The organism is Paraburkholderia bannensis, from assembly GCF_014200455.1.
Classification (GTDB): domain Bacteria; phylum Pseudomonadota; class Gammaproteobacteria; order Burkholderiales; family Burkholderiaceae; genus Paraburkholderia; species Paraburkholderia bannensis_A.
The window spans coordinates 116,991-129,317 of record NZ_JACHBW010000010.1 but is presented as its reverse complement, the minus strand read 5'-3'; the positions used below and the strand labels follow the sequence as shown (position 1 = coordinate 129,317).

Here is a 12,327-nt window from a genome sequence, read left to right as displayed (position 1 = left end):
TGCGCGCCGGCGTCGGTAAAAATTTAACGGCCTGCGCGCGCGAGCGGCTGGCTCGTGCTGTGCAGGGCGGAACGCAAAACGCTAAGCGTCGATTACGCCTGAATGCGAAAGGGCGATGCTGCGCCGCGGGCCTCGAGCGGCAGTTGGGTCGGCGCGGCTCACACATTATTTTATGGCGGATCGGCAGGCGGTGCGATGACGCGGGCGTGCCGAACAAAAATAGGCGCAAATTGGGTGCCGGGGCTTTCAATCCGCCCACGACCCCGCTATTTCGCGCCGTCTCGCGCCCTCACGCTTTGCGCGCGTTCAGCACGACCTGCGTGAGCACGCCCGCGACCAGCCCCCAGAACGCCGCGCCGATCGACAGCAGCGTCAGGCCCGAGGCCGTCACCATGAAGGTCACGAGCGCCGCCTCGCGCTCTTTGGGGTTCTGCATCGCATTGGTGAGGCCGCTCATGATCGAGCCGAACAGCGCCAGCGCCGCGATCGACACCACCAGCGCCTGCGGAAATGCCGCGAACAGCGCAGCGATGGTCGCGCCGAAAATGCCCGCGATCAGATAGAAGATGCCGCACCAGACGGCGGCCATATAGCGCTTGTTGCGGTCCTCGTGCGCGTGCGGCCCGGTGCAGATTGCCGCCGTGATGGCCGCGAGGTTGATGCCGTGCGAGCCGAACGGCGCGAGCAGGAGCGAGGCCAGACCCGTGGTCGCGATCAGCGGCGAGGACGGCGTGTCGTAGCCATCGGCGCGAATCACGGCGATGCCGGGCACGTTCTGCGAAGCCATCGCCACCACGAACAGCGGAATACCGATGCTGACGATTGCCTGCACCGAGAACGCGGGCATCGTGAACACGGGCTTCGCCACGGCCACGCGGAAGTGGCTGAAATCGAGCAGGCCCAGCGCCGCCGCAGCCGCGATGCCCACCACCAGCGTGCCGACAATTGCATAGCGAGGCATGAAGCGCTTCATCAGCAGGTAGGCGAAGAACATGGTGAGGACGAGCGGCGTCTGCACCTGGGCGGCGTGGAAAATTTCGATGCCGATTTCGAACAGGATGCCCGCGAGCAGCGCCGCCGCAATGCCGGCGGGAATGCGTTTCATCAGCGTATCGAACCAGCCGGTCAAGCCCACGGCAGTCAGCAGCAGTGCACAGACGATATACGCGCCGATGGCTTCGGCATACGGCACATGCGGCAGCGAGCTGATCAGCAGCGCCGCGCCCGGCGTGGACCACGCGACCACGGTGGGCGCGCGGAACCACAGCGACAGCCCGATGGTGGTCACCGCCATGCCGATCGACAACGCCCAGATCCAGGAGGAAATCTGCGCGTCGGTCAGGTGCGCGGCCTGCCCGGCCTGAAACATCAGCACCAGCGAACTGGTGTAGCCCGTCATCATCGCGACGAAACCGGCCACGATGGTGGCCACCGACGTATCGGCGAGCGGCCGCAGCGGTGCCGGCCGGACGCTCGCCGGCAGGTCGGGGGATGAAGGCGCGGTCATGCTGAAAACTCCTGATTTGTTGTTGTGTGCGCAACCGTCTGGTCAAGCGGCGCGGTGATGCGAGGGGGAGGGAAGGGTTACTTGCTCAGCACGCGCATGGCCGTTTCCAGCCCGGCGACGGTCAGCGGATACATGCGATGCCCGAGAATCTCGCGGATCACGGAGACAGACTGGCGGTATTCCCATAGCCGCTCGGGCTCGGGATTGAGCCACGCGAAATGCGGGAACTGGTCGGCAAGACGCCGCAGCCATACGGCGCCCGCTTCCGGATTGTTGTACTCGACCGAGCCGCCCGGCTGCAGCACTTCATACGGGCTCATGGTGGCGTCGCCCACGAAGATGAGCTTGTAGTCGGGCGTAAATTTGTGCAGCAGATCCCAGGTGGGCGTGCGTTCCGCGTGACGGCGGCGGTTGTTCTTCCACAGGTAGTCGTAGACGCAATTGTGGAAGTAGTAGAACTCCAGATGCTTGAACTCGGCCTTGGCGGCCGAAAAGAGTTCTTCGGTGCGTTTGATGTGATCGTCCATCGAGCCGCCCACGTCGAGCAGCATCAGCACTTTCACATTGTTGTGGCGCTCCGGCACCATCTTGAGGTCGAGCCAGCCCGCGTTGGCGGCCGTGCTGCGGATCGTGTCGTTCAGATCGAGTTCTTCGGCCGCGCCTTCGCGCGCGAAACGGCGCAGGCGGCGCAAGGCCACCTTGATATTGCGCGTGCCGATTTCGAGCTGGTCGTCGTAATCGCGATACGCGCGCGCGTCCCACACCTTCACCGCGCTGCGCTGACCGCCTTCGCCGCCGATGCGGATGCCCTCCGGGTTATAGCCGCCGTTGCCGAACGGCGACGTGCCGCCCGTGCCGATCCACTTGCTGCCGCCTTCGTGGCGCTCCTTCTGTTCCTCGAACAGCTCTTTCAGGCGCTCCATGAGCTTATCGAGCCCGCCCATCGCTTCGATCTGCGCGCGCTGTTCGGGCGTGAAATCGCGTTCGAGCTTTTTCTTGAGCCAGTCTTCCGGAATCTCGAAGGCCTGCTCGGACTTCTTTTCGATGCCGCGAAAATACGCGCCGAAGGCCTGATCGAAACGGTCGAAATACTGCTCGTCCTTCACCAGCGTCATGCGCGCGAGATAGTAGAAGTCGTCGAGCGACGGCGCGATCACGCGTTCCTTGAGCGCCTCGACCAGCGTGAGGTACTCCTTCACGGAAACCGGCAGCTTCGCGTCGCGCAGCGTGTAGAAGAAGTCGATCAGCATGCGGTGTCTCCGTGCTTTTTTCCGTTTCCGGCGCGGCCTGGCGGCCTAGCGGTTGTGGCGGTTCATGTAGATCAGGCGCTCGAACAGCGTCATGTCCTGTTCATTCTTGAGCAGCGCACCGGCGAGCGGCGGCATTGCCTTCGAACCATCCACGGCGCGCAGCGCTTCGGGCGGAATATCTTCGGCGAGCAGCAGCTTGAGCCAGTCGAGCAGTTCGGACGTCGAAGGTTTTTTCTTCAGGCCCGCGACGTTACGCAGTTCGAAGAAGCTTTCCATCGCGGCGGCCAGCAGCTCTTTACGGATGCCCGGATAGTGGACTTCGACGATGCGCTGCATGGTGGCCGGATCGGGGAAGCTGATGTAGTGGAAGAAGCAGCGGCGCAGGAAGGCGTCCGGCAGTTCCTTCTCGTTGTTCGAGGTGATGATGACGAGCGGGCGCTGCTTAGCCTTGATGAGTTCGCGCGTCTCGTAGACATAGAACTCCATGCGGTCGAGTTCGCGCAGCAGATCGTTGGGGAATTCGATGTCGGCCTTGTCGATCTCGTCGATCAGCAGCACGCTTTGCTGCTCCGACTCGAATGCCTGCCACAGCACGCCCTTGACGATGTAGTTGCGGATGTCCTTGACGCGCTCGTCGCCCAGCTGCGAATCGCGCAGGCGCGAAACCGCGTCGTATTCGTAAAGACCTTGCTGCGCCTTCGTGGTGGACTTGATGTGCCATTGCATCAGCGGCATGTCCAGCGCGGCGGCCACTTCTTCGGCCAGCATGGTCTTGCCGGTGCCGGGCTCGCCCTTGATGAGCAGCGGCCGCTTGAGGGTGATGGCGGCATTGACCGCAAGCTTGAGATCGTCGGTGGCGACGTACTGCGAAGAGCCTTCGAAACGCGTGGCGCGCATGATGAACCGCTCGCTGAAAAAAATCCCAGTATAAGTCAGATGGGGTGTTGCTTCAGAGGGGGCTCGCGTATCGTTTCCTGCGCCCGATGCGGTACTCATTGAGCGCCGCCTCACCCATGTTTGCGGACCGAACCGTCAGGGTTTTATCCGTCGTTGCGTGCGGCATGCAGGTCGCGTGCAGCGCATCAGGGATGACCCGCACGAGTCGCCGCAAAGGCCGTCCGCATAACGCCCGAGCCCCGTCTGGCGGGCCTGAGCGGGCACGCGACGGGCGGCAGCCCCGTGGACGGGCTGCGCGGCGTCGCGGTATACTCAGACCGATTTTTTTCGGCCTGCACGGCGACCCAAAAGTAAAACAGCAGTAATGCGGCGCAGGTCGTGGCCTGCGGTTCGGGCGTTCGAATCCCCTCAAGCCAGGTTGGATGCTATGAAAAAAATTGTCGGCAAGCGCGTCATGCTCGGCGTTGTGACCGCGCTGGCGGGCTTCGCGGCCACGGCACACGCGGATGTCGTGGGCGACGCGAAGGCAGGTCAAGGCAAGGTTGCGATGTGTATCGGCTGTCATGGTATTCCCGACTACCGCACCGCCTATCCCGAGGTCTACCACGTGCCGATCCTGGGCGGCCAGAACGCGCAGTACATCCAGAACGCGCTGCACGGCTACAAGAAGGGCGATCGCCACTTCGAAACGATGCACGCCATCGCGACCACGCTGACCGACCAGGATATCGCCGATATCGCGGCTTATTACGCGTCGCAGACGGCCACGTCCAAGAACAACCCCGAGAAGTAACCGGCACGGGAGACAGGAATCCATGAACAAGCCCTTTATGGCCGTGCGTGCCGGTGCGCGCGCCACGACGCTTCGCGAATCGATCTTCAAGGCCGCCGTGCTGGCGTCGGGCGCCGCTGCGCTGGCGGCAACGCTCGCGCTGCATCCGGCGCATGCCGCCGATGCCTCCAACGGCAAGGTGCTCGCCGACAGCCACAACTGCGCGGCCTGTCACGGCGTGAACCTGAACAAGCCCGTGAGCCCCGAGTATCCGAAGCTCGCCGGCCAGCACGCCGATTACATCTACTGGGCGCTGCGCCAGTACCAGATGGGCAACGGCAACCCGCATCTGGGCCGCAACAACCCGATCATGCAGGCGCAGGTGCAGAGCCTCTCGCAGGGCGACATGAAGGATATCGCCGCCTATATCGAATCGCTCAAGGGCGATCTGATCGACAAGAAGTAAGTGAGTCGGCGCGCGATTCTAGACGCGAAGCGATGCGCACTGCATAAGACGCGCGCGAAACGACAACACCCCGCTCGTAGCGCTGGAAATCGCGCTGCGAGCGGGGTGTTTGTTTATGCGATTGCGCGTTGGCGCGCTGGAAACGCTTAGTCACGCGTGGCGCGACGTTCGATGCGCTGCAGATAGGCGTCGGTGTCGGGCGGCGTGTTGGTGCGCTGCGCTTCCCAGATGGTTTCGCCCAGACATTCCATGATTGCGTGCTGCGCGTCGTGCGTGGAGCCCATGCGCGCCGCGAGGCGCTCGTGCGCCGCGCGGATGCCCGGCGGCTGGTCGATCGACAACTGTTCGCTGATCGCCAGATGCATCGACAGATGCAGGAAGGGGTTGGTCTGGCCGCGCTCGGGCGAATAATCCTGCGCGGCGGCCTGGTCGGCGTCGGCGAGTTCCGCGTGATATTCGGGATGCTCGACGATCCAGTCGGCGGCGATCGCTTCGAGCGGCGTGAGGATTTCGCCTGCGCGCTGCTTGCGCCAGGTCTCGGTGAAGAAGCGGCGGACTTCGTCGCGGCTGGGATTGAACATCGTGATTCGTGGGGTGGTGGGATCTTTACGGGGCCAGAAGGCACGCGGCCACCGGGCGCTTCATTCTACGTCGCGGCGCGCAGCCGCGCTGTCACAGCTCGGGCGGCGGCGTCTTCGGCTTGAATTCGCACAGCGGCTCGATCACGCAATGCCAGCATTCGGGACGGCGCGCCTTGCAGACGTAACGTCCGTGCAGGATCAGCCAGTGGTGCGCGTCCTGCAGGAACTCCTTCGGCGTGAATTTTTCCAGCGCGATTTCCACCGCCTTCACGTCCTTGCCCGGCGCGAGTCCCGTGCGGTTGGCGACGCGGAAAATGTGCGTATCCACGGCGATGGTCGGGTGCCCGAAGGCCGTGTTGAGCACGACGTTGGCCGTCTTGCGGCCCACGCCCGGCAGACTTTCGAGCGCCTCGCGCGTCTGCGGGACCTCGCCGCCGTACTGCTCGACGAGAATCCGGCAAGTGGCGATCACGTTCTTCGCCTTGGTGCGATACAGGCCGATGGTCTTGATGTAATCGGCCACGCCTTCCTCGCCCAGCGCAAGCACCGTTTCCGGCGTGTTCGCGACAGGAAACATCCGGCGCATGGCCTTGTTCACCGAGACATCGGTGGCCTGCGCGGACAGCAGCACGGCGATCAGGAGTTCGAACGGCGTCGAAAACTCCAGCTCGGTCGTCGGGTTCGGATTGAGGCTTTGCAGCGTTTCGTAGATGGCGCGGCGCTTGGTGGCGTTCATGGCTCGTGTGGGGGCCGTGGGTTGTCAGGCGGGCTTGTCGTCCGAGCCGCGCGGGTCGCTTTTGCTGGCGTCGCCGGCATCCTTGTCGTCGAGGCCCAGACGCTTGCGGCGGGCTTCGGCGGCATCGATCTGCGCCTGCACGTCGGCGCTCACCTGATCGGTGTTGCGCGGACCTTCGCCACGCGCGGCCAGCTCCGCTTTCTTCTGACGTGCACGTTCGAGCGCGGCCTGGATGATCGCTTTCTTCTTCGCTTCGGCGTCGTTGGCCGGGGCGGCGGCAGCGGTGTCGCCCGGCGCTTCGGCCGTGGCCGGCGTTGCCGCGGGTGCGGCCGCTGCCGCGCGGCGGGCGGCAGCGCGCGCTTCGGCGGCGTCGCGCTCGGCTGCCAGACGCGCCTGATGGCGGTCGTGGCGCAGACGCGCCGCGTCGGCCTGCTGTTGCGTCCAGGCGTTCCAGCCGGTTGCTTCGCCGGTCACGGGGATCATCGCGATGCAGTCCACCGGGCAGGGCGCCACGCACAGATCGCAGCCCGTGCAGAGATCCTTGACGATGGTGTGCATCTGCTTGGGTGCGCCAACGATCGCATCGACCGGGCAGGCCTGCATGCATAGCGTGCAGCCGATGCACACCTGCTCGTCGATCAAGGCGACGGGGCGCGGGCGCTCGACGCCGTTGGCGGGATTGATCGGAATGACGGGTTTGCCGAGCAGATGCGCGAGGCGCGCGACGCCTTCGGCGCCGCCCGGCGGGCACTGGTTATAGCTGGCGGCGCCATCGGCGACGGCTTCGGCGTAGGGCCGGCAGCCGTCGTAGCCGCACTTGGTGCATTGGGTCTGGGGCAGCAGATCTTCGATGCGATCTGCGAGTGTTCTGGAATTGTTCACGGTCGCTATTTCTACGCTGCCCCGGCTACGCTGGCCCAGTGGGGTTCAGACGGGCAGTCGGGCAGTCACGCAAGGCGGGCGAAGCACAGGCGCGCGCAAGCCGGAGGCGTCACTTCGAACGCAGGGAGGTGCGTGCATGACAGGGCTACGTCGGCACCTGTCGGATCATCTGCGGGGGCTGCGCGCGTGCGGCGCCAAAGCTCGCATTATCGCCGATTTCCCGCATTGCCATCGGCAGGGCATGTGCCATAATCAAAGTGCTTAATTCGAATGTCCTGGCCGTCGAATGGCTGGCCCTTGCGGCGAGCCTTCTCGTGCAGGTCATGCGAATGGGGCATTGCCGGACGGCTTCAAACATGCAGCGCCGCACGAGGGCTCCAGGCGGTCTGCGAAAAACGAAAACTAACGAAGATCGAAAACGAAGGGTGTCAGTCCATTAACCTGGCTCGCCCCGTGAATCGCTGCCGCTACATGGGTTTTTTGGAGAGGCCCGGCAGTGCCCAGCGGGAACCCGCGCGCCTATCGAGCGATCCTGCCACCATGAATCAGCCGAAAATCAAAAGAGATCCTGAAGGGACACGCCGTCGCATCCTGCTCGCAGCGGCCGAAGAATTCGCGAGCGGCGGCCTGTTCGGCGCACGCGTCGACCAGATCGCGCGCCGCGCCGAAACCAACGAGCGCATGCTCTATTACTACTTCGGCAGCAAGGAGCAACTGTTCACCGCCGTGCTGGAGCACGCCTTTGGCGCACTCAACGAGGCCGAACGCGCGCTCGATCTCGCGGGCCTCGCGCCCGTCGAGGCCATCACGCGGCTTGCGCATTTCGTCTGGGATTACTATCGCGATCATCCCGAACTGCTGCGACTCGTCAACAACGAGAACCTGCACGAAGCGCGCTACATGCTCAAGTCCACGCGCATCCACGAGATGGTGTCGCCGATCGTCGCCACGCTGGGCAGCATCCTCTCGCGCGGCGAAGCAGCGGGCCTGTTCCGCGCGAACATCGACCCGCTGCGTTTGTACGTGACGCTCTCGGGCATGGGCTATTACATCGTGTCGAACCGCTATACGCTCAACGCCACGCTGCGCCGCGACTTCAGCACGCCCAGCGAGCGCGCCGAAATCATCCAGCTCAACACCGACATGCTGCTCGCGTTCCTGTTGCGAAAATAAGTAAGACTACTAACTGGATCGGTACAGAAAAAACGCCGCGCTCTCATCTTCATGAGGCGCGGCGTTTGTGTATTCAGCGGGCGCAACAGGTGGAGAAAACCTGCCACAAGCCCGTGAGAGGCTTACACGACAGCGCTTTCCTTGGCCGCCTGCTTCGCGTGCGGCTGATGCTGACGGATGAAATCGCGCAGCTGCGGATAGATGATGGTGCGCCAGCGGCGGCCCGAGAAAATGCCGTAGTGGCCGCACTTCTCCGCGGTCAGATGATGTTTGTCCTGTTCCGGAATACCCGAGCACAGGTCATGGGCGGCGCGCGTCTGTCCGGAGCCCGAAATATCGTCGAGTTCGCCTTCGATCGTAAACAGCGCCGTGTCGCGGATATCCTGCGGCCGCACGCGCTCGCCCGCGACGTCCCAGGTGCCTTCGGCCAGGCTGAATTCCTGGAACACCGTGCGGATCGTCTCGAGGTAATACTCGGCAGCCATGTCGAGCACCGCGTTGTATTCGTCGTAGAACTGACGATGTGCTTCGGCATCCTCTTCGTCGCCGCGCAGCAGGCTCTTGTAGAAGTCCCAGTGCGCCGTGGTGTGGCGGCCCGGGTTCATGGCGACAAAGCCCGCGTGCTGCAGGAAGCCCGGATAGACCTGGCGGCCTTCACCCGGATAGTTGGCCGGCACCGGATGGATCACGTTGTTGGCAAACCATTCGAGCGAGTGTTCGGTGGCGAGCGAGTTGACGGCGGTGGGACTGCGGCGCGCATCGATCGGGCCGCCCATCATCGTCATGGTGAGCGGAGTGGGCTCGCCGCGGCTCGCCATCAGCGAAATGGCCGCGAGCACCGGCACCGTCGGCTGGCAAACCGACAGCACATGCAGATTCTTCGCGCCGATATGGCGGATGAATTCCTGGATGTACGCGATGTAGTCGTCCAGATGGAACGCGCCTTCGTCGAGCGGCACCATGCGCGCGTCGATCCAGTCCGTGATGTAGACCTTGTGGTCCTGCAGCAGCGTGCGCACGGTGTCGCGCAGCAGTGTCGAATGGTGGCCGGACAGCGGCGCGCACACCAGCACCGAAGGCTCGTCCTTGAGCGCGGTCACGGCAGCGGGATCGTCCGCATAGCGCTTGAAGCGCAGCAGGCGGCAGAACGGCTTTTCGACGATCGTCTGTTCGACGATCGGGATGTGATGACCATCCTTTTCGATCTGCTTGATATTGAATTCGGGCTTTTCGTAGTCCTTGCCGAGCCGGTAAAGCAGTTCATAGCCGGCGGCCAGACGCGAGGCGCCCGGCACGAGCGAGAACGGGCTCGACGGGTTGGTGAACGACTTGGAAGCAGCCTCGGCCCACGCGGTGAGTGGACTAAGCAATGCGCGCTGGTATTCGCGGATTTGGTAGAGCATGGATGCTCCAGCATCAGGGGCCGGATCGAATCCCATACGCGCGTGTCAGGCGCGGCGAGGATACGGCCCGCATGTTGATCGGTCAGGCCTTGAATCAGGCTTTAGTCATACTGTAGACAGGCTATATATCGGCTGCGCATCGCGCCGCTTGAGCGAAAAATCAGCGGCGCGCCGCGGTCGTACCTGCCCTCATCACCTGACAGGCTGCACGACTGCGGGTCATCCTATCGGACCCCAGAACGTTGTGCAACGCAGCAAGTCAAGTTTAGCGCACCTCCTACAAACGTGTCGGCGTGTTCCTGCGTTGACGCGTCGTTCAGTCCTTTCTGATCCTGACTGCGCGCCATCCTCACGATGACGCGGCAGCCTCGAAATCGGCTTCCAGCGGCGGCACGCCCTCGGGATGGCCGGTCTCGCTGGCCATTTGCTGCTCATGACGCATCAGGTTCAGGCCGGTGTGAACGAGCGCAACGTGCGAGAAGGCCTGTGGGAAATTTCCCACAAGGCGGCCTTCGACCGGATCGTATTCCTCGGCCAGCAGGCCGACGTCGTTGGCGAGCGCGAGCAGGCGCTCGTACATCTTGCGCGCATCGTCCATGCGGCCCTGGAGCGCGAGGTTGTCGACCATCCAGAAACTGCAGGCGAGGAAGGTGCCTTCGCCGGGCGGCAGGCCGTCGTTGAACTCGGTGGTGCGATAGCGCATCACAAAACCTTCACACATGAGATCGCGCTCGATGGCCGCGACGGTGCCCGCGATGCGCGGGTCGTCGGCGGGCAGGAAGCCCACCAGCGGCATGAGCAGCAGGCTGGCGTCGAGGTCGGTGCCGCCGTAGATCTGCGTGAAGGAATTCAACTCCTTGTTGAAGCTGCGCTCGCAGATCTGCGCATGGATGGTTTCGCGCAACTCGCGCCAGTGAGCAAGCGGGCCGGGCAGATCGAACTTTTCGGCGCTGCGCACGCAACGGTCGAAGGCGACCCACGCCATCACCTTCGAGAAGGTGAAATGCTGGCGTCCGCCGCGCGTTTCCCAGATGCCTTCGTCCGGCTCGGTCCAGATCGTTTCGAGGTGTTCGAGCATCGCGCACTGGATCGACCAGGCGGTGTCGTCGGCTTGCAGCCCGCCCACGCGCGCGAGGTGCAACGCGTTCATCACTTCGCCGTAGACGTCGAGCTGTAGTTGCCCGACCGCGTTGTTGCCCACGCGCACGGGCTTCGAATTCTCGTAGCCCGGCAGCCAGTCGAGCTCGATCTCGGGCAGGCGGCGCTCGCCCGCGATGCCGTACATGATCTGCAATTGCGAGGGCGAACCGGCCATCACGCGGCCCAGCCATGCACGCCAGGCGCGCGCTTCGTCGTAGTAGCCGCCTCGCATCATGGCGAGCAGGGTGATGGTGGCGTCGCGCAGCCAGCAATAGCGGTAGTCCCAGTTGCGCGTGCCGCCCAGTTGCTCGGGCAGCGAGGTGGTGGGCGCGGCGACGATGCCGCCGGTGGGCTCGTAGGCCAGCGCCTTGAGCGTGATGAGCGAGCGGCGGATCGGCGCGGCCCAGCGGCCCTCGACGGTGCCGCGGGCGGCCCATTCCTCCCAGAAGTTTTCGGTGCGCGCGAGCGCAGTGAACGGATCGCGCGGCGGCGGCAGACGCAGATGCGAGGGTGCATAGGCCATCGAGAACGGCACGCGCTCGCCTTCCTTGACCTCGAATTCGGCGACGGTGCGCATGTTCTCGCCTTCGAGGTCGACCGGCGTGCGCAGCACGATGGTGTCCGGGCCGACGGTCGCCTTGATGCCGCTTTCGTAGGTCAGACGGCTGACCCATGGCACCGAAAAGCCGTAGTCGAAGCGCAGCACCAGATCGCATTTCATCCGCACGGTGCCGCGGCGGCCCACCACGATGCGCACGAGCTCGGTCCAGCCATTGCCGGGCGGCATGAAATCGATCAGCGTGACCGCGCCTTCGGGCGTTTCGAAATCCGTTTCGAGGATCAGTGTCTCGCCGCGATAGCGGCGCGTGGCGGTGATCTTCGCGGCAGCGGTGGTTGTCGGCGTGCCGTCGGCGGCGAGAGCGGAAGTGGGAGTGGGTGCGGGAGCGATCTGCCAGCGGCCGTTTTTCTCGTCGCCGAGCAGTGCCGCGAAGCAGGCGCCCGAGTCGAAACGCGGCCAGCAGAGCCAGTCGATGGAACCTTCGCGGGACACAAGCGCGGCCGTGTGGCCGTCGCCGATCAATGCATAGTCTTCGATGAGTGCGGGCATGGTAAGCGGATTGACAGCTTCTTGTTGCGGTAGATGAGTCGATCGGGAGCGTCGACTTACGGCGACAGCGCATGCACGCACAAGAGTAGTGGCTGCGGGGCCGAATGCGCAACGCGTTTCGCGGCGCAAGGCTCGCCGGCGCACGCAGGCCAAGGCTGCGGGAGCTTTCGCGGCGCGCCGCTCAGGGCGCGCGCATGCGCATCACGGTGGGCCAACGGCGGCGCGCGCGTCGCTCAAAAATGCCCGCCTGTGCCAAACAGACCAATGATGCCGATGATGATGAGATAGAGCGCAACGATGTAGTTGAGCAGGCGCGGCACAACCAGAATCAGAATGCCGGCGATGAGCGCGACAAGCGGGCCGATGGCGACATGGATATTCATCTTCACTCCTTGGTGGGCGAGGTCGCGCG

At 64.2% G+C, this 12,327-nt stretch carries 12 protein-coding genes; 3 read left to right on the top strand and 9 right to left on the bottom strand.

The annotated features are described in order from the left end of the window. Positions 1-289 precede the first annotated feature (289 nt). The 3 genes from F4827_RS17985 to F4827_RS17975 all read right to left on the bottom strand — a co-directional run bounded on the left by F4827_RS17985 (position 290) and on the right by F4827_RS17975 (position 3,654). A complete protein-coding gene (locus F4827_RS17985) occupies positions 290-1,507 on the bottom strand; it encodes a benzoate/H(+) symporter BenE family transporter (protein ID WP_183725520.1) in 1,218 nt (405 codons plus the stop codon). A 77-nt stretch (positions 1,508-1,584) separates the two neighbouring features. Continuing rightward, entirely contained in the window at positions 1,585-2,757 is a 1,173-nt protein-coding gene (locus tag F4827_RS17980) for a VWA domain-containing protein (protein WP_167062798.1), read from the bottom strand. Positions 2,758-2,802: 45 nt separating this feature from the next. Beyond that, on the bottom strand, positions 2,803-3,654 hold the full coding sequence (locus F4827_RS17975) for a MoxR family ATPase (protein WP_183725518.1): 852 nt from the start codon (positions 3,652-3,654) through the stop codon (positions 2,803-2,805). 427 nt (positions 3,655-4,081) lie between these two features. Here F4827_RS17975 and F4827_RS17970 point away from each other — a divergent pair, with 427 nt between their 5' ends. Together F4827_RS17970 and F4827_RS17965 are read left to right on the top strand one after the other, a co-directional pair. Continuing rightward, a complete protein-coding gene (locus F4827_RS17970; RefSeq protein ID WP_183725516.1) occupies positions 4,082-4,447 on the top strand; it encodes a cytochrome c in 366 nt (121 codons plus the stop codon). Positions 4,448-4,469: 22 nt separating this feature from the next. Then, entirely contained in the window at positions 4,470-4,892 is a 423-nt protein-coding gene (locus tag F4827_RS17965; protein WP_260175276.1) for a cytochrome c, read from the top strand. A 146-nt stretch (positions 4,893-5,038) separates the two neighbouring features. On the opposite strand, the gene F4827_RS17960 is transcribed toward F4827_RS17965, so the two are convergent. The 3 genes from F4827_RS17960 to rsxB form a co-directional block, all read right to left on the bottom strand. Then, positions 5,039-5,473, bottom strand: a complete 435-nt coding sequence (locus F4827_RS17960) for a DUF1841 family protein (RefSeq protein WP_183725514.1) — start codon at positions 5,471-5,473, stop codon at positions 5,039-5,041. Positions 5,474-5,564: 91 nt separating this feature from the next. Continuing rightward, positions 5,565-6,209: an endonuclease III gene (gene nth / locus F4827_RS17955; protein WP_183725512.1), complete on the bottom strand. Its 645-nt coding sequence runs from the start codon at positions 6,207-6,209 to the stop codon at positions 5,565-5,567. 24 nt (positions 6,210-6,233) lie between these two features. Then, positions 6,234-7,130, bottom strand: a complete 897-nt coding sequence (rsxB, locus tag F4827_RS17950; protein WP_221303729.1) for an electron transport complex subunit RsxB — start codon at positions 7,128-7,130, stop codon at positions 6,234-6,236. A gap of 501 nt (positions 7,131-7,631) precedes the next feature. Here rsxB and F4827_RS17945 point away from each other — a divergent pair. Continuing rightward, entirely contained in the window at positions 7,632-8,264 is a 633-nt protein-coding gene (locus F4827_RS17945; protein ID WP_183725508.1) for a TetR family transcriptional regulator, read from the top strand. 122 nt (positions 8,265-8,386) lie between these two features. On the opposite strand, the gene F4827_RS17940 is transcribed toward F4827_RS17945, so the two are convergent. The 3 genes from F4827_RS17940 to F4827_RS17930 all read right to left on the bottom strand — a co-directional run bounded on the left by F4827_RS17940 (position 8,387) and on the right by F4827_RS17930 (position 12,298). After that, positions 8,387-9,667, bottom strand: coding sequence for a polyhydroxyalkanoate depolymerase (locus F4827_RS17940; protein ID WP_183725505.1), 1,281 nt, complete (start codon positions 9,665-9,667; stop codon positions 8,387-8,389). 349 nt (positions 9,668-10,016) lie between these two features. Beyond that, complete coding sequence (locus F4827_RS17935) at positions 10,017-11,915, bottom strand: glycoside hydrolase family 15 protein (RefSeq protein WP_183725503.1); 1,899 nt, start codon at positions 11,913-11,915, stop codon at positions 10,017-10,019. 233 nt (positions 11,916-12,148) lie between these two features. Beyond that, complete coding sequence (locus F4827_RS17930) at positions 12,149-12,298, bottom strand: DUF3096 domain-containing protein (RefSeq protein WP_103701522.1); 150 nt, start codon at positions 12,296-12,298, stop codon at positions 12,149-12,151. Positions 12,299-12,327: the final 29 nt, after the last annotated feature.